The 17,465-nt window shown below is 72.7% G+C and carries 17 protein-coding genes; 9 read left to right on the forward strand and 8 right to left on the reverse strand.

The genetic code is table 11. The annotated features are described in order from the left end of the window. The 6 genes from ABT004_RS02525 to ABT004_RS02550 all read left to right on the forward strand — a co-directional run. Window positions 1-1,360 (forward strand): MGH1-like glycoside hydrolase domain-containing protein (locus ABT004_RS02525; RefSeq protein ID WP_502966951.1); only part of this gene is annotated, 1,360 nt, incomplete at its 5' end. Further along, window positions 1,357-3,246, forward strand: coding sequence for an amylo-alpha-1,6-glucosidase (locus tag ABT004_RS02530; RefSeq protein WP_351330971.1), 1,890 nt, complete (start codon window positions 1,357-1,359; stop codon window positions 3,244-3,246). The genes ABT004_RS02525 and ABT004_RS02530, both read left to right, overlap by 4 nt. A 48-nt stretch (window positions 3,247-3,294) precedes the next feature. Beyond that, window positions 3,295-3,972 (forward strand): uracil-DNA glycosylase, encoded by a 678-nt coding sequence (locus ABT004_RS02535; RefSeq protein ID WP_351330972.1) that lies wholly within the window; start codon window positions 3,295-3,297, stop codon window positions 3,970-3,972. Further along, window positions 3,969-4,937, forward strand: a complete 969-nt coding sequence (locus ABT004_RS02540; protein WP_351330973.1) for an N-acetylglucosamine kinase — start codon at window positions 3,969-3,971, stop codon at window positions 4,935-4,937. The genes ABT004_RS02535 and ABT004_RS02540 overlap by 4 nt, the downstream gene beginning before the upstream one ends. Before the next feature lie 152 nt (window positions 4,938-5,089). Further along, a complete protein-coding gene (locus tag ABT004_RS02545; protein ID WP_351330974.1) occupies window positions 5,090-6,025 on the forward strand; it encodes a sirohydrochlorin chelatase in 936 nt (311 codons plus the stop codon). 154 nt (window positions 6,026-6,179) lie between these two features. Beyond that, complete coding sequence (locus tag ABT004_RS02550; RefSeq protein ID WP_351330975.1) at window positions 6,180-6,830, forward strand: class I SAM-dependent methyltransferase; 651 nt, start codon at window positions 6,180-6,182, stop codon at window positions 6,828-6,830. Here the strand turns inward: ABT004_RS02550 and ABT004_RS02555 are convergent. The 3 genes from ABT004_RS02555 to ABT004_RS02565 form a co-directional block, all read right to left on the reverse strand. Then, window positions 6,827-7,867: a lactonase family protein gene (locus ABT004_RS02555; protein ID WP_351330976.1), complete on the reverse strand. Its 1,041-nt coding sequence runs from the start codon at window positions 7,865-7,867 to the stop codon at window positions 6,827-6,829. The two genes, ABT004_RS02550 and ABT004_RS02555, sit on opposite strands and share 4 nt — an antisense overlap. Before the next feature lie 61 nt (window positions 7,868-7,928). Further along, window positions 7,929-9,212 (reverse strand): nitric oxide synthase oxygenase, encoded by a 1,284-nt coding sequence (locus ABT004_RS02560; RefSeq protein WP_351330977.1) that lies wholly within the window; start codon window positions 9,210-9,212, stop codon window positions 7,929-7,931. A 503-nt stretch (window positions 9,213-9,715) separates the two neighbouring features. Next, a complete protein-coding gene (locus tag ABT004_RS02565) occupies window positions 9,716-11,206 on the reverse strand; it encodes an FUSC family protein (protein WP_351330978.1) in 1,491 nt (496 codons plus the stop codon). A 548-nt stretch (window positions 11,207-11,754) separates the two neighbouring features. Between ABT004_RS02565 and ABT004_RS02570 the strand changes: the two genes are divergently transcribed. Both ABT004_RS02570 and ABT004_RS02575 read left to right on the forward strand, forming a co-directional pair. Continuing rightward, a complete protein-coding gene (locus ABT004_RS02570; RefSeq protein WP_451190516.1) occupies window positions 11,755-12,183 on the forward strand; it encodes a hypothetical protein in 429 nt (142 codons plus the stop codon). A gap of 172 nt (window positions 12,184-12,355) precedes the next feature. Next, window positions 12,356-13,315: a phosphotriesterase family protein gene (locus tag ABT004_RS02575; protein WP_351330979.1), complete on the forward strand. Its 960-nt coding sequence runs from the start codon at window positions 12,356-12,358 to the stop codon at window positions 13,313-13,315. Here ABT004_RS02575 and ABT004_RS02580 read toward each other — a convergent pair. The 5 genes from ABT004_RS02580 to ABT004_RS02600 form a co-directional block, all read right to left on the reverse strand. Next, window positions 13,287-13,520, reverse strand: coding sequence for a hypothetical protein (locus ABT004_RS02580; protein ID WP_351331169.1), 234 nt, complete (start codon window positions 13,518-13,520; stop codon window positions 13,287-13,289). The two genes, ABT004_RS02575 and ABT004_RS02580, sit on opposite strands and share 29 nt — an antisense overlap. Before the next feature lie 47 nt (window positions 13,521-13,567). Beyond that, a complete protein-coding gene (locus tag ABT004_RS02585) occupies window positions 13,568-14,305 on the reverse strand; it encodes an HNH endonuclease family protein (protein ID WP_351330980.1) in 738 nt (245 codons plus the stop codon). A gap of 83 nt (window positions 14,306-14,388) precedes the next feature. After that, complete coding sequence (locus ABT004_RS02590; RefSeq protein ID WP_351330981.1) at window positions 14,389-14,970, reverse strand: hydrolase; 582 nt, start codon at window positions 14,968-14,970, stop codon at window positions 14,389-14,391. A 65-nt stretch (window positions 14,971-15,035) separates the two neighbouring features. Beyond that, a complete protein-coding gene (locus tag ABT004_RS02595; RefSeq protein WP_451190512.1) occupies window positions 15,036-16,355 on the reverse strand; it encodes an MFS transporter in 1,320 nt (439 codons plus the stop codon). Between the two features lie 92 nt (window positions 16,356-16,447). After that, window positions 16,448-16,903 carry a MarR family winged helix-turn-helix transcriptional regulator gene (locus tag ABT004_RS02600; protein WP_351330982.1) on the reverse strand — a complete coding sequence of 152 codons (456 nt, stop codon included), beginning with the start codon at window positions 16,901-16,903 and terminating at the stop codon, window positions 16,448-16,450. Window positions 16,904-17,076: 173 nt separating this feature from the next. Here ABT004_RS02600 and ABT004_RS02605 point away from each other — a divergent pair, with 173 nt between their 5' ends. Then, window positions 17,077-17,448, forward strand: a complete 372-nt coding sequence (locus ABT004_RS02605) for a DoxX family protein (RefSeq protein ID WP_351330983.1) — start codon at window positions 17,077-17,079, stop codon at window positions 17,446-17,448. The last annotated feature ends 17 nt before the right edge of the window (window positions 17,449-17,465 follow it).

Consider the following 17,465-nt stretch of genomic DNA (forward strand, 5'->3'; position numbering starts at 1 on the left):
GCGGGGCGCGCGCCCTCCACCCGCCGCCCGCCCCCCCCCACGCCCCGCCCGGCCCCCTCCCGGGCGCGGTGGCCGGGGCCGGGTCCTCCTCGACAACTGGGTGGGGACGAGCACGGTGCCGTCCCGAACTCTCTATCCGCACCAGTGGAGTTGGGACTCGGCGTTCATCGCGATCGGCCTGCGGCACCTGTCCGCGCGCCGGGCGCAGCGCGAGCTGGAGTCGCTGCTCGGGGCACAGTGGGGCGACGGACGGGTCCCGCACATCGTGTTCAACGCGGCGGTGCCGAACGGGGCGTACTTCCCGAGCCCCGACTTCTGGCGCTCGTCCACGGCGGGCGCCGGGGTGGACGCGCCCCTCTCGCCCGAGACGTCGGGCATCGTCCAGCCACCCGTACACGCACTCGCCGCCTGGCTGGTGCACCGGGCCGACCCCGCCGAGTCGCGGCGTCGCGGCTTCCTGCCCCGGGTGTATCCGCGCCTCGTGGCCTGGCACCGCTACCTCCTCGACCGGCGCGACCTGGGTGGCGGTGGCCTCGCTGCGATCGTGCACCCGTGGGAGCCCGGCATGGACAACAGCCCTTGCTGGGACGCCCCGTTGGCCCGCGTAACCCCGGCGGACCCCGGCAGCTACCGGCGCGCCGACCTCGACCACGGCCACCCGGCGGACCGACCGACCGACCTCGACTATGGACGCTATGTGCGGCTCGCCGTCGACTACCGCGACGCGGGGTACGACGACCGTACGGCCGCGCACCCGTTCCGGCTCGAGGACCCGTGCGTGAACGCCCTGTTGATCGCAAGCGAGTTGGCGCTCGCCGAGATCGCGGGGTGCCTGGGCGTCGACGCGGCGGCCCACGAGGCGCGGGCCGCGCAGCTCACCGACGCGCTGGTGACACGTCTGTGGGACGACGAGGCGGGTCTTTTCCGGGCCCGCGACCTCGTCGACGACACATTTGTGCCGGCCCGCAGCGTGGCGGGACTCGTCCCGCTGCTCGCCCCCGGTCTGCCCGAAGCGGTCGTGGACCGTCTGGTGTCGACGCTGGACGGCCCTGCCTTCCACACCGGCTCCACGGCCCTCGTGCCGAGTTACGACCTGACGGGCCCAGCCTTCGACCCGACCCGGTACTGGCGGGGCCCGGCCTGGTTCAACACCGCGTGGCTCATCGAGCGCGGGCTGCGCACCCAGGGCCGGCACCCGCACGCCGACCGGATCCGCGCCGCGTTCCTCGACACGGCGGGCACCTCCGGCTTCGCGGAGTACGTCGATCCGACCACGGGCGCGGCGCGCGGCGCCCGCTCGTTCTCGTGGACGGCGGCGCTCGCCCTCGACCTGCTGAACTCCGAGGAGGCAGCCCGATGAGCGGTGCCGCTCCCCGCACTCAACTCGTGCGCGACGCCACGTTCGCGCACCTCGACCCCGATGGGGGTGTCACGGGTACGCGCGGGGCCACGCCTGACGGGCTGTTCGTGCGCGACGCCCGGCACCTGAGCCGCTGGCAACTCACCGTCGACGGCAGCGCGCCCGTCGTCCTCTCCCCCACCGGGCCGGCCGGCGAGTGCGTACTCACTCCGGAAGGGACTCGCGACGCGCCGCCCGCGTACACCGTGTTCCGTCAACAGGCCGTCACAGCAGGCGAGTTCACGGACACCTTGCAGCTGGTCAGCAACAGCCCGGATCCGCTCGTCGCCGAGGTCGTCATCACCGCGGACGCCGACTTCGCCGACACCTTCGAACTGCGTGCGGACGAACGCAGCTACCCGAAGCCCGGTGCGGAACACACGGCTCACCGCACGGACACCGGCGTCGAGTTCGACTACCGCCGGGCCGACTGGCACGCGCGCACCGTCGTGTCCGCGGCGCCTGCACCCGATTCCGTACGCGGATACGGCCCGTACGAGCTGGTGTGGCGGCTGAGTCTGGCGCCGCACGGCCGGGCCGAGCTGCGGCTGAACGTCACGGCGCAGCCGCACGGCGGGCCGCAGCTCGCGGCGGACCGGGTTCGTGGCGGCGAGTATGAACTCACCGACGTATCAGGCGACTTGGGTCGTGCATGCGCCCAAGGCATTGCAGATCTGGACCTGTTGACGATCTCCGCTCCCGGCGTGGACGGCGAACCCGTCAGCATCCCGGCGGCCGGTGTGCCGTGGTTCCTCACCCTGTTCGGCCGGGACTCGCTGCTCACCTCGTACTTCATGCTCCCCTACCGTCCCGCCCTCGCGGTCGGCACGCTGAGCGCGCTCGCCGCGACGCAAGGGCGGGAGTACGACGCGTTCCGCGGCGAGCAGCCCGGCCGCATCGTGCACGAGACGCGACGCGGCGAACTCGCCCACTTCCGCCAGGTTCCGTACGGGCGTTACTACGGGACGATCGACGCGACGCCGCTGTTCCTGGTGCTGCTGCACGCCCACTGCGAGACGACGAAGGACACGGCGCTCGCCACCCGCCTGGAGGCGCACGCCCGCTCCGCCGTCGACTGGATGCTCGGCGACGGCGGCCTGCGCGAGCACGGATATCTCGTGTACGAGCCGGACCCGAACGGTCTCGTCAACCAGAACTGGAAGGACTCCGCCGGCGCCATCTGCTTCAAGGACGGCACCCAGGCGGAGGGCCCCATCGCCGTGTCCGAGGCACAGGGCTACGCGTACGACGCGCTGCGCCGCACCGCCCGCCTGGCCGCGGAGGTGTGGCAGGACGGCGCGTACGCACGGGAGTTGGACCGTCTGGCCGACGAGCTGCGGGCGCGCTTCACCCTCGACTTCTGGCTGGCCGGGGACGACTTCCCGGCACTCGCCCTCGACGGCGCGGGCCGCCCGGTCGACGCGCTCGCCTCGGACGCGGGACATCTGCTGTGGTCGGGCATCCTCGACAAGGACCGCGCGCGACGCGTGGGAGCGCGACTCCTCGAACCGGACTTCTTCTCCGGCTGGGCGATCCGCACGCTCGCCGCGGGTCAACGCCCCTACCACCCGCTGTCGTACCACCGCGGCAGCGCCTGGCCGCACGACAACGCCGTCATCGCGCTCGGCCTCGCCCGCTACGGGCTCGGCGACGAGCTGCGCCGGATGGCGTCCGGGCTGGTCGACGCGGCGGCCGGGCACGGGCACCGGCTCCCCGAGGTGCTCGGCGGCTACGAACGCACCGACGCCGCCCGCCCGGTCCCCTACCCGCACTCCTGCTCCCCGCAGGCGTGGGCGGCCGCGACACCGTGGGCGCTGCGCACCGCCCTTACCACGGTGGGTGATTGACGGCGGCCGGTTGAGGTGGGGCGCCGGGGCGGCAGTAGGGTGACGCTCGTGGCACCACGACCTCTGCATGAAATCGTCGAAGCGGGCTGGGCGAAGGCCCTCGAGCCCGTGGCCGGACAGATCTCCGCGATGGGGGAATTCCTCCGCGCGGAGATCGGCGCCGGGCGCACCTACCTCCCGGCGGGCGCCAACGTGTTGCGCGCCTTCCAGCAGCCGTTCGACGAGGTGCGGGTGTTGATCGTCGGGCAGGATCCGTATCCGACGCCGGGGCACGCCGTCGGTCTGTCGTTCTCGGTGGCCCCGGACGTACGGCCCCTGCCGCCCAGCCTCATCAACATCTACCGCGAGCTGAACGCGGACCTGGGCCTGCCGCAGCCCTCGAACGGGGACCTGACGCCGTGGGCGCGGCAGGGTGTGCTGCTCCTCAACAGGTCGCTCACCGTGGCCCCGCGCCGCCCGGCCTCGCACCGCGACAAGGGCTGGGAGCAGGTCACCGAGCAGGCGATCCGCGCCCTGGCCGCGCGCGGGACGCCGCTCGTGTCGATTCTGTGGGGCCGTGACGCGCGCAATCTGCGGCCGCTGCTCAGCGACTATCCGGCGGTCGAGTCCTCGCACCCCTCCCCCATGTCGGCGGACCGCGGCTTCTTCGGCTCCCGCCCGTTCAGCCGGGCCAACGACCTTCTCGAACGCCAGGGCGCGCAGCCCGTCGACTGGCGGCTGCCGTGACCAGGACCCCGGCCGAGTGGGTGCTCGGGGTGGACTCGGGCGGCTCGGGGCTCCGGGTCGCCCTCGCGCCGGCCGACGACATCGGGAGCGCGCTGACGACCGCTTCTTCCGTACCTGTACGTACGTCAGGGTCCGGCATCGACCCCGGGCACATGGTCGAGCAACTCGTGCCGCTGACCCGCGAGTTGCTGGGCCGGGCCGGTGATGTCGCGGTGTCCGCCACCGCGTTGGGGGCGGCCGGGATGGCGACGCTCGGCGACGGGCTGCGGGCCGAGCTGCCGGGGGCGCTCGCGCGTGAACTGGGCCTCGAACGGCTCGCGTTGGCCGCCGACGGAGTCACCGCGTACGCGGGTGCGCTCGGGCAGCGGCGCGGCGCGGTCGTCGCTGCGGGCACCGGGATGATCGCCCTCGGCACCGACCTCGGGAGCTGGCGGCGGGCCGACGGGTGGGGACACCTGCTCGGGGACCGCGGCGGCGGCGCGTGGATCGGACAGGCCGGGCTCGACGCCGCGATGCGCGCCTTCGACGGGCGGCGCGGCGGGAGCAAGGCGCTGCTCGCGCTCGCCGAGGAACGCTTCGGTCCCGCCATCGAACTGCCGGGCCGGATCTACCCGCGCACCGACCGACCGGCGGCGCTGGCCTCCTTCGCCCCCGACGTGGCGCGCTGCGCCGTCGACGACCCAGTCGCCGCCGACATCCTGCGCCGGGCCGCCGCCCATGTCGCCGAGGCCGCCGAGGCGGTCTGCCCGGCCGACGGCGGCGAGGTCGCCCTGACCGGTGGCCTTTTCAAGATGGGCGAGCCGCTGCTCGGCCCACTGCGGGACGAGCTGGCCGAGCAGCTCCCGCGGGCCACGGTCGTGACCGCCGCCGGCGACCCGCTGCACGGGGCTCTCGTGATCGCCTCCGCGCTCACCGCGGACGAACTCGGGCTGCCGCTCGACCGGCGCCTACTGAATGTGCCGTAATTCACTTCGAATACCCCGTCGAATATCCCGCACACCCCTCCGGACCAGGACACTTGCAGGATTCGTAACTGAAAGGACAATCTCGGACGGAAACCGCTCACCTGCACCCTGACCGAACAACGAACCCGGTCGAGCCAGTAGCATGCGGCGCCATGAGCACCCCCACTGGGCCCGCATCCGGCCTGCCCGTACGAATGCCGCGCCCCCGACAGTCCGGACGTCACCGTCGTCCGGAACCCGTGGCCGCCCCTGAGGGCGCGCCGTCTCTTGTGCTCGCGGTGCCCGGCACGCCCAGCGCCGCGACGCGCATGCTCGCCGACGAGGTCGTGAGCATCGCCCGTTCCGAGCTGCCCGGTCTGGACGCGCGGGTGGGCTTCGTGGAGGGTGAGCTCACCGACTTCCCGATCTCGGCGGAGTTCCCCTCGCTGGCGTCCGTGCTCGCGCACGCCGCGAAGGAGCGCACCGCCCGCTACGAGCAGGCGCTCGCGGCCGGTGTCGAGGCGCGGGAGCCGGCCGGGCCCGTCGGCGTCGTCGTGCCGCTGCTCGCAGGACCGGACAACGCCCAGCTGCGGCAGATCCGGCAGGCCATCGCCGACAGCCGGGTCGCCGCGGAGCTGACCGACGTACTCGGACCGCACCCGCTGCTCGCGGAGGCGCTGCACGTGCGGCTCTCGGAGGCCGGCCTGGCCCGCGCCGACCGCGCCCGCCTCTTCGCCGTGACCACGGCCGCGGACGGGATCATCCTCGCCTCCATAGGCGGCGAGGAAGCGGTGCAGGCCGCCGGGATCACCGGCATGCTGCTCGCCGCGCGGCTCGCTGTGCCGGTGATGGCCGCGGCGCTCGACGAGGAGGGGGCGGTCGCCGCCACCGCCGAGCAGCTGCGCGGTTCCGGTTCGCAGCAGCTGGCGCTCGCGCCGTATCTCGTCGGTCCGGAGCTCGATCCGTCCGTGCTTGAGGCTGCCGCCAAGGATGCGGGGTGTGCTGTGGCGGAGCCGCTGGGGGCGTATCCGGCGATGGGCAAGCTCGCGCTCGCCCAGTACGCGGCGGCGCTGGGGATCACGCCCCAGCCGGTTGCCTCCGGCGGCTGAGCGGTTGGGGGTCGGGGCTCGGGGCGGTGTCCCGGGCCCCGTTTTTGTGTTGGTTGCGGCGGATGTTGATTGTCCTCAATCGCCGGACGGGCTTGATTGCCGGACGGACTTGATTTGGCGGACGGGGGTGGTGCGTGGCGGTTGGCGTCGGTTGATGAGTCTTGACGACGCCCTCGTGACGGAACAGCTGGCTTACTACCGGGCGCGGGCGCCCGAGTACGACCGGGCCTATGCGGAACGGGCGGACCTGCGCGAGTTGTTGGGGGCCAGTGCCGAGTGGCCGGTCGGCGGGGACGTGCTGGAGCTGGCCTGTGGGACGGGGCAGTGGACCGCGCTGTTCGCGCCGCGGGCCACGTCCGTGACGGCCGTCGACGCGTCGGAGGAAGTGCTCGCGATCGCACGGGAGCGGGTCCACGCGCCCAACGTCCGCTTCGAGCGCGCCGATCTGTTCGACTGGCGGCCCTCGCGGCGCTACGACACCGTGTTCTTCGGTTTCTGGCTGTCGCACGTGCCACCGGCCCGGATGCCGGGGTTCTGGAACACCGTCGCCGCCTCGCTCGCGCCGGGCGGCAAGGTCGTCTTCGTCGACGACGGGCTGCCCATGGCCACGGACGAGGAGCTGTTGACGGGCGAGGCCTCCCCGGCGGCGGTGCGCGAACTCGACGACGGCAGCCGGTACCGCATCGTGAAGATCTGCCACGAGACCGAGGCGCTGACCGCGGACCTGGCCGCCCTCGGTTGGGCGGCGGAGGTCCGTCCCGCGGCTCGGAACTACCTGGTCGGCATGGCCGAGCCGGTGGTCTAGCCGAACACCACGCAGGACGGGGCCGGGACGGGCGCGCTGCCGCCCCGTACCGGGACCCCGGACTCCCGGTCGACCGTGAACCATGTGACGTCGCCCGAGCGCTCGTTCGCGGCGTAGAGGAAGCGGCCCGACGGGTCGAGGGCCAGGTCGCGGGGCCAGTTTCCGCCGCAGGGCACGGTGCCGTGGAGGGTCGGCCGCTCGCCGCTCGGGTCGAGGGCGAAGAGGGAGATCAGGTCGGCGCCGCGCGTCGCCGTCCACAGGAAGCGGCCGTCGGGGGCGACGACGAGCGCCGAGGGGTACGCGTCGTCGGCCGGCGCACCCGTCAGGACCGGGATCTCCGTGAGCGGCTTGAGGGCGCCGTCCGCGGCGTTCCAGGCGCAGACGGTCAGCGTGGGGGCGAGTTCGTTGAGGACGTACACGTAGTCGCCCGACGGGTGGAAGGCCAGGTGGCGGGGGCCGGAGCCGGGGCGCATGGCCGTTTCCTGGTGCGGCAGGAGGCCGCTGCCGTCGGGGTTCTTCGTGTACGTGCGCACCGAGTCCGTGCCCAGGTCGACCGCAAGGGCGAAGGCGCCTGTCGGGTCCGGCAGGATCTGGTGGGCGTGCGGGAACTGCTGGCGCTGTGGGTGCGGGCCCGAGCCCGTGTGCCGGTGGACCTCGGCCGCGGCCTCGACCGGGATGCCGTCGCCGCGCAACGGGACCGAACTGACGCTGCCGGAACCGTAGTTGGCTGTCAGGACCAGCCCGCCCCACACCGACAGATGGGTGGGGCCCTCGCCGTTCACCGGCACCAGCGGCGCGGCGAGCGCGAGCGGCGCCGAGTCCGTGCGGAACGCGGCCACCGCCCCGTCGACCGTCTCGCTCACCGCGTACAACAGGCCGCCACGGACCGTCAGATACGAGGGGTCGGGCAGCTCGTCCGTGGCGTCGAGGAGCGTGAGCGAGCCGTCCTTCGGGTCGGCCGCCGCGGTCACGATGCCGCGCCCGCCGGCCGCCGTGAACGATCCGATGTACGCCCGCCCTGCCTGACTCCCGGTCACTGCGTCCCCTTTCGGCGTGCGGGCCCGGCGCCCGTGCCGCCGACGGTAGCAGCGCAGGAGGTCAGAGCAGGTCCCGCCAGGAACTCGCGGGTCGTTGTGTGCGCGGGTCCTCGCCGCGGGCGCGGGTGTGGGCGTCGGGGTGGTGGACGTAGGCGGGGGTGCTCGGTTCGTCGTCGTACGTGCGGTGGAAGACCGGGGTCGTCGAGCCGGAGAGCGGCGGGACGATCCAGGACCAGTCGGCGCCGACGGCGCGGCCTCGGGACTCCTCGCGGGCGACGTGGGTGAGGAAGCGCCGGGACTCGGTGTGGTGGTCGGCCATCGTGACGCCCGCGCTGTCGAAGGAGTGCAGGACGGAGCGGTTCAGCTCGACGAGTGCGCGGTCCTTCCAGAGCGAACGGTCGCTGGTGGTGTCGAGGCCGAGGCGGTCGGCGAGGTAGGGCAGCAGGTTGTAGCGGTCGGTGTCGGCGAGGTTGCGGGCGCCGATCTCCGTGCCCATGTACCAGCCGTTGAAGGGCGCGGCGCCGTAGCAGACGCCGCCGATCTCCAGGCACATGTTGGCGAGCGCGGGGACCGCGTACCAGCGCAGGCCCAGGCTCGACCACCAGTCGAATTCCGGGTGTTCCAGGGGCACTTCGAGGACCGCGTCGGCGGGGAGGTCGAAGCAGCGGGGCTGCTCGCGCGCGTCGGCCTGGACGAGCAGCGGCAGTACGTCGAAGGGGCTGCCGTCGCCGCCTCGCCAGCCCAGGCGGCGGGCGTACGCGGTGAGTCCGGTGCCGCGCGGGTCTCCGACCACGTGGCCGTCGCGCTGGATGTATCCGGCGTAGCGGATGAGTTGGTCGTTCCAGATGCGGGGTCCTGGGTGGTCAGGACGGTCGGGGGCGAAGACCGTGATGAGCGGGCGGATGCGGCCGCCGGGGGCCGCCTCGCGCAGATGGTCGGCGCAGGCTTCGGCGATCTCCTCGGCGGTGCTGAGGTGCCGCAGGTCGCGTACGCGCAGGGACTGCCAGTAGAGGCGGCCTATGCAGCGGTTGGCGTTGCGCCAGGCGACGCGGGCGCCGAAGACGAGTTCCTGCGGGGTGTGGGTGTACGTGCCCGTGGTCGCGAGTTCCGCGTCGACCTCGGCGAGGCGGGTGGCCGGGTCGCCGAGGCCCTCCTCCGCGTGGTGCTGGCGGACGAACGCGGTTGCGGCGTACGCGACTTCGCCGGTTTCGCGGGGGGTGGCGGGCTTGGGGCGGGCGCCGTCGGAGGTGACCGGGCAGCGGTCGTGGCGGGGCGGTTCGGCGGTGTGCCGGTTCGCGGCGAGGGCCAGCCAGCCGGCGGCGTCCGCCGGGTCTGGCGCGGTCATCGCACCCCTCGCGTAAGTCGCGTTCGTCGCGTCCTCTGCGGCTCGTGTTCCGTTTCGGCGCAGGTTGCTACGCATGGTGCACCCCCAGCGGCTGGTCGTCGGCGCGCGGCCCGCTCCCGCACGGGTGTGCGCCCTGGACGTTCGATGGCGCGGGGTCTACCCGTCGGGCGAACTGATCCACCCTGTATGTGCCCCGGACACCTGCCTCAAACGGTGAGCCGGTGTCCACGCCGCTGCGAGACAACCACAAGTCCGCGCCGCTGGGCGGCTGGTTACGCCCCCGCGGAGGGCGCAGGGAACTGCGCCGGGGGCGCGCGCATCCGCCTGCGCGCCGCTGTCCCGTGCCGGGGCCGCATGTCTGGCCCACCCCGCCCCTTCCCGAAAGTCCTGCCGGGCGGGCCTGCTCAAACGCCGCAGGGGCTTGATGCTCAAGCCCCTGCGGCAAAATCAAGCCCCGCCGGCGATTGAGGCGCGGGGTCCGGGGCGGAGCCCCGTGGCGTGGGCTACGTGCCGCGGGCCCCGCGGAGGGGGACCGCCAACTCCACCAGCGCGCGCTCGATCGCGTGCAGGTGGGACAGGACCGGATGCTCCGCGTCCGCGATCCGCGGCGCCTCGACCACCACGCGAGCACACGGCGCCCCCGCCACAAGCACCTCTACCGCCCCCTCCACCCGCTGACACGCCGCCGCGAGCCGCCCATCGTGCGACGCCTCCGGATCCGCGGCGACGGACGCGAGCCCGCGCACCTCACGCGCACAGTCGTCGAGCAGCGCGAGTATGTGCCGGGCCCGCCCCTTGCGGCCCTTCACGGGACTCAGCGGATGCACGAGCGGCGACAGCGACAGACGTACCCGCCCGAGAATGTGCTCGAGCTCCGCGACGCGCGACGCCGGATCGGCGCCCACGTCACCACCCAGCCGCGCCGCCGCCTCGGCAGTACACGCGTGCACGCACCGCAGGGCCCGCTCGACCCACGCCTCGGTGACGGAGTGCGTGGTCACGGGCAGCAGGAGCAGCACCGCGAGCACGGCGCCGAGCGAACCGACCGCCGTCTCCCCCACCCGGAGGGCCAGCAGCGCCGGGTCGAGTACGCCGAGGAGCCCGTACAGCATGCTCGCCATCACGGTGACCGCGAGCATCATCCACGTGTACGAGACGTGGGCGGTGTAGAAGATCCCGAAGACGCTGACCGCGACGATCACGGCGGCGGCCACCGCGTGGTCGTGCAGCGGGACGGCGACCAGGAAGCCGAGGACGATGCCGAGCGCCGTCCCCAGGAACCGCCGGAAGCCCCGCACCACCGTCTCCCCGCGCGACGTCGTCGCCACGAACACCCACCACGTGGCGCCCACGGCCCAGTACCACCGCTGGTCGGAGAGCAACTGCCCGATGCCGAGCGCGAATCCCGCCCCCACGGTCGCCTGCACGGCCTGCCTCGTCGTGATCCGCGCGAGCCCCGTGCCCCCGGTCGGCGCGGGCACGCCGACGGGAGCCGGGAGCCGCCGCTCGTAGCACCACACCCCGAACCGGACGACCGCCGCCGCGCCGAGCGACATCAGCACCGCGACGTACAGCTCGGGCAGTTGCCGCGGCACGGTGTGCAGGAACTGGGCGGCGAAGAAGGTCATGAACGCGAAGACGCCGAGCGAGTGCCCGCGCGGCCCCCACCGCCGCGCGTACACGCCCGCGCCGACCACGGCGAGGAAGGCGAGGTCGCGCGCGAGGGGTACGTCATGGAGCACGGCCGCGAGCGCGAGCACCGGCAGCCCGACCAGCGGCAGCAACGCCGTCGTCACCGCCTGCCCGCGCACCGTCGCGTCGGTCACCGTGAACAGCGCGAGCAGCGCGGCGAGGCCGCCCGTGATCGCGCCCGTCAGCGACTGCCCGACCGCGCCGCACAGTGCGACGGCGAGCCCGATCCCCAGCACGGCCCGCGCCGCGAACCGCAGCCGCATCCGCCCCGGATCCGCCACCACGAACGCCCTCTTCAGCAAAGTGCCCCGCCCCTTCGATCGGTCGACCTGCGCACGCATGAGAAAGGCGCCGCGGAGATCCCTCGGGATCCGCAGCGCCATCGACACGCACATCTCAGCACCTGAGGGGCCGATGGTTCAAGAGAGGTCGAATTCACTGATCCATCGGCCCACCAGAGGCGCCGGTCGGCCAGCCACTACCGAGCCATCGGCTCACCGCAGGGGCCGTGGGGCAGGGCGGTGGTGTCTCCGGTCCGGCGGACGACGACGTCGGGGCGCGATGCGACATCATCACGACGTGCGGGGCACCCTCGACCTCGTGGTGCACCCCGCGATTGAGCCCGCGATGCGCAACGTGTGTGAAGTGACGGTGAAGCGGGTTTCGGCCGCTCGGGACGGGCAACATGCCGCCCGTGACTCACCCCAGCGACGGCATTGGGAACAATGCCCCATACGGATCCAGCCCGAACAGGCCCCCATATAGGGGCCCTTATCCCGCACAAGGCGGAGACACCGACCCCATGCACGGCGGCCCCGGCGCCCCGTACGACGGTGGTCCCCGCGCCCCGATGCACGGCGACCAACGCGCCCCGTACGTCGGGCCCCCGCAGCCCGCCTACCGACAGGGCCCGGACGCGCCGTACGAACCCGTCCCGCACACCGGTTACGGCCAGAACTCCGGGTTCACCGCGTCCGGCCGCCCGGTGCGCAACCGCAGCGGACGTGGCGCGGACCGTCTCGCGCTGATCGTGCACACTCTCGCCGACATCGCCGCGGTCTTCCTCGGCCTCTGGATCCTGCTGTACCTGCTCGACGCGAACCAGTCGAACGTGTTCGTCGAGTTCGTGCACGGCATGGCCGACTGGCTGTCCGGCTGGTCGCAGGACATCTTCACCATGGACACCGAGGGGCTGCGCGTCCTCTTCAACAACGCACTGCCCGCGGTGATCTATCTCGTGGTGGGCCACGGCGTCGCCGCCTGGATCCGCCGCCTCTGAGTCGCTCGTCGGCCTGGCTTCGGGGCGGCCCCCAACGCCCTGGAGACTCCGCCGACGGGCCTCTTTCGATCACACCCTGCCGCACACCTTGACGCACGCGGGCACCCGGCGGGACGCTCGGCTCACCTTGAACCCGACGTCAACTCCGACGTCCACAGCGAGAGGCGCGCCGATGACGCAGGTCTGGACGGTCCGCGGCCCGATCGACGCCGACCGACTCGGGAACGTACTCGTCCACGAGCACGTCGTCATCGTCGGCGAGGAGTTCCGGCAGAACTACGCGCAGTGGGACGAGCAGGCCGTCGTCGACGACGCCGTCGCCCAGCTGAACGAGCTCAAGGGGCTCGGCATCGACACGATCCTCGACCCGACGGTGCTCGGCCTCGGCCGGTACATCCCCCGCGTCCAGAAGATCGCCGCGCGCACGGACCTCAACATCGTCCCCGCGACCGGTCTCTACACGTACGACGACCTGCCGTTCCAGTTCCATTACAACGGCCCCGGCACCTTGTTCGGCGGCCCCGAGCCGCTCGTCGACCTCTTCGTGAAGGATCTGACCCAGGGCATCGCGGACACCGGTGTGCGCGCCGCGTTCCTCAAGTGCGCCATCGAGGAACAGGGCCTCACCCCCGGCGTCGAGCGGGCCATGCGGGCGGTCGGCCGGGCGTCGGTGGACACCGGGGCGCCGATCACCGTGCACACCCACGCGGCTTCGGAGTCGGGGCTCGTCGCGCAGCGCGTGCTGGCGGAGGAGGGCGTCGATCTGGCGCGCGTCGTCATCGGCCACTCCGGCGACTCCGCCGACCTCGACTATCTGACGCGGCTCGCCGACGCCGGCTCGTACCTCGGCATGGACCGGTTCGGGCTCGACACACCACTGACCACCGAGCAGCGCGTCGACACCATCGTCCAGCTCGTACGCCGCGGTTACACGGACCGGATCACGATCTCGCACGACGCCGCGTGTGTCATCGACTGGTTCGGTGACATCGACCGCGCCGAGGTCGCCCCGCACTGGAACTACCGGCACATCAGCGAGGACGTGCTGCCCGCCCTCGCCGGCAAGGGTGTCTCCAAGGACGACATCGACACGATCCTGCGGGTCAATCCCCGGCGGTACCTGGAGGGCTGACCGCGCCTCCCCCGTGTTCTACGCGGCGCAGCACCTCGGCGTGCAGGGCGGCCAGGCCCTCGGTCGGCAGCGGTGCCGGGCTGCCGGTGAGGGTGTACCACTCGTCGGCGCCGGTGTACTGGACGGCGATCCGGGCCCGGTCCCCGGTCTCCCCGATCGTGGCGACGGTGAGGTCTCCGGTGACCACGCCGACCTCGTCGGTCATGGCGCCCCCGGGCCCCGCCTTCACGTCGTCCTGAAGCCGTTCCCCGCTCACGCCGAACACGTCCCCAGCATCGTCGTCAGCTCCTTCTTCTCGGCGTCGGTGACGGTCAGTTCGTACGTCGACTTCACCGACACCCAGGAACGGGCGTACGTGCACCAGTAGTCCTTGGCATCCGGCCGCCACTCGTCGGGGCCCTGGTCGCCCTTGGAGCGGTTCGAGTGGGCGGACACCGACAGGAGTTGGGGGTGCTTCAGGTCGTTGGCGAACGACTTGCGCTGCTCCTGCGTCCACTGGTCGGCGCCGGAACGCCAGGCGTTGGCGAGCGGCACGGTGTGGTCGATGTCGAGGTCCCCGGAGTCCGTGAACTTCTCGCCGTCGTACACGCTCACCCAATTCCCGGAGACCGCGCGGCACTCGTCGTCCGTCTTCACGTCCTTGCCGTCGCGCTCGAGGACCGCCTCGCGGGTCGAGCAGCTGTCGCCCTGCTCCATCCAGTGCGGGAACTTCTCGCGGCTGTAGCCGGACATGGAACCGTGGGGCGCCACCTTCAGTTCGGCCAGCTCACCGCGGGCCTCGTCCGCGCTCGGCACGCCGGGGAGGGTGCCCTCCTGCGCGGGGGCTCCGGTGGTCGCGCCCGCCGACGTCGAGGGCTCGGAGCCGTGCGCCGAGTCCTCGGACCCGCCGTCGCCCACCCCCTGGCATCCCGCGAGCAACAGCACCGCGAGCGCGGCCGGCGCCGCCGACCGCCCCAACCGCCCGAACCACGTACGTTCCCGAAACCCCATGCCCCGCAACTGCCTTCCGTCGACCGCTTCGAACACTCGAAGCGTACGGTGCGGTCGACGGGGCGTCAGGGACCGGGCGCGGCTCAGTGAGTCGGGGCCAGCAGCTTCAGCACCTCGTCCGTCGTGCCGGTCTCGCCGAGCCGCGGGAAGATCCGCTCGACGCTGCCGCGGTGTCCTTCCGGGTCGAGGTCGGTCATGGCGTCGGTGGCGAGGGTGACGTGGTAGCCGTGCTCGTGGGCGGCGCGGGCCGTGGACTCGACGCCGATGCTGGTGGCGACGCCGGTCAGGACGACCTGGGTGACACCACGGCGGCGCAGCTGAAGGTCGAGGTCGGTGCCGTAGAACGCCGACCAGTTCCGCTTCGTGACGGTGATGTCCTCGGGGTGCCCGGCGAGCGCGTCGGTGACCTCGTCCCACCCCTCGGGCATGGCACGGCCACCGCTGGGCGTCTCGGTGCGTCCGGGCGTCGCGTCGGAGCCGTCGGCGGCGAAGGTGACCCGGACGAGGACGACCGGGAGTCCTGCGGCGCGGAAGGCGTCGGCGAGGCGGGCGCTGCGGTCGACGACGTCGGACACGGTGTGCGGGGCGCCGGACACGCCCATGAGGCCCTTCTGGAGGTCGACGACGACGAGGGCGGACTTGGGGTCGAGCGTGGTGAGAGACACGTGGGATTCCTTACGGATGTGCGGAGTTGAATGGGTGGTGTGTGGTTCGGGGCGGGACTGAGCGGTCAGTCCCGGCCGATGCGGCGCAGTGCCCGGTCGGCCACGGTCACCAGGAGCAGCAGCACGGAGACGACGACCAGCATCCAGGCCAGCTCGTGCAGCCCTGCCGTGTTGGCGCCGCTCTTGAAGAACGCGGCGTTCGCGGCGGAGGCGAGCAGCGCGCCGAGGTAGCTGAACGTACGCAGCAGTCCGGCGGACGCGCCCGTGCGCTCCGGGTCGGCCTGGGCGTAGAGGGCGTTCTGGTTGGCGAGGCCGATGAGGCCCTGCGGGATGCCGAAGATCGCGCCGATGACGACGAGGAGCCAGATCGGGCTGCCGGAGTTGAGCCCCAACAGGGCTGCCACTCCGACGAGTTGGGCGAGGCCGCCGACGAACAGCTTGCCCCGTACCTGCGGGTGGCGTCCGGTGAGGACGGTGACACCGATGGCCATCAGGGACATCGGGAGCAGCAGCAGACCGGCCTGTTCGGGGCCGAGGCCGCGGCCGTCCTGGAGCCACTGGCTGTAGCCGTACAGGAACGCGTACGACGTGGTGTACGCGAGGAGTTGACGCGCGTACGTGGCGAGCAGCGGAGTGTTGCCGCTCAGTACGCGCAGGTCGATGAAGGGGTCGGCGGAGGCCAGTTCCCGGCGGACGAAGACCGCGCCCGCGACGGCGCCGATCACCGGCAGGTACCAGTGTGCGGTCCCCGGCGACGTGAGGAAGAGCATGAACGCGGTGAGCGACCCGGCGAACAGCAGCATCCCGGGCACGTCCGCCGAATTCGCGGCGTCCGCCTCGCGGCCGGCCCTCACCGACTTCGGCAGCCGCAGCGCGCCGAGCGCGAGACAGGCGAGCGACAGCGGCACGTTGATCGCGAAGATGAGGTGCCAGCCGCCGAGGCCGATGAGTACGCCGCCGAGGGTCGGGCCGATGACGGCGATGACCTGGTTGGACACCGACAGCGCGGCGAGGATGCCGCTGGGGCTCTTCATTCCGGTGCGCTCGGACTCCGTGCGCAGCAGATACATGGAGGCCGGGTACGCGGCGGAGGTGCCGAAGCCGAGGAGTACCCGGGAGACGATCAGCAGCCAGAAACTCGGGGCGAACACGCCGAGCAGGCCCGCGGCGCCGACGAGTGCGGTGCCGAGCAGATAGAGCCTGCGCGGCCCGAACGCGTCGACGAGCCGGCCGATCACCGGCTGGCCGACGGCTGTGGCGAGGTAGAGGGCGGAGACGAGCCAGGCCGTCTGGGAAGGTGGGACGCCGAAGGCGTGGCCGATCGGGACGAGCGCGACCGCGAGCATCGAGGAGTTGATCGGGTTCAGGATCGACCCGAGGATCATCGGCGGGACGAGGCGCCGGTCGAATCCGTCGGCCTCGCCGCGCTTGCGCAGGCCCCGCCCGCGCACGCCCCGCACGCGCTCGGCTATGCCACTCACGCCTGCGTCACCTCGTCGAGCAGCGCCATCGCCGTGATCACGGCGCGCAGCTGCTCCGCGCTGCCGCGCTCGGCGAGCTGCCCGGCGAGCCACTCCTGACGGGCCCGGCGCACACCCTGGCGGCGCTCGCGCCCCGCGTCGGTGAGCGCGACCACGCGACGGCGCCCGTCCTCGGGGTCCGGGCGGCGCTCGACGAGACCGCGCTCCTCCATGGCGATGACGTGCTTGGCCATGGACTGCGGCCGGACGGACTCGATGGCCGCGAGTTCACTGGCGGTCGAGGGCCCGTACTTGTCGAGCCGGGAGAGCACGGACGCCTGGGCGGGCGAGAGCTCGCCCTCCGGGTCCACGTCGAGCGCCATCAGCTTGCGGCGGAGCCGGCTGATGATCACCCACACCTCGTCGGTGGCGCGGGCCGCGAGCTCCTCGACCGCTGCGCTGTCGTCGTTCATGCCTCCACGATAGATCGACAGCCCAGGCTGTGCAACTTTGGCTGCACAGCCTGGGCTGTCGACTCGCGGCCCTCGGCCAGGGGACTCTCGACTCGCGGGCTCTCGACGCCGGTGGTTACCGGAAAGTAGGGTCGTGCGGATCGCACCACGCTCCCCCGCCCCAGGAGGCTCACTTGCGCCCCGCCCGCTCCTCCCACCTCCTCGCCGGACTACTGGCCGGCGCCGGGGCCGCCCACTTCCTGCTCCCGAAGCAGTTCGACGCCATCGTGCCGCGCCGGCTGCCCGGCTCCCCGCGCACCTGGACCTACGCCAGCGCGGTGGTGGAGCTGGCGCTCGCGGCGGGCGTCGCCGTGCCGCGAACCCGCTCCCGCTCCGCCACCGCGGCCGCCGCGTTCTTCGTCGCCGTCGTGCCGGCCAATGTGAAGATGGCCGCCGACTGGAAGGACCGCCCCGCGCCGATGCGCCGCGCCGTCCAAGCGCGGGTTCCGCTGCAGATCCCGCTGGTGCTGTGGGCACGCAAGGTGGCGCGCGACGCGTCCCGCTGAGGGGCGGGACGCGTCGG

The sequence above is a fragment of the Streptomyces sp. NPDC002790 genome (genome assembly GCF_040295505.1).
GTDB lineage: Bacteria > Actinomycetota > Actinomycetes > Streptomycetales > Streptomycetaceae > Streptomyces.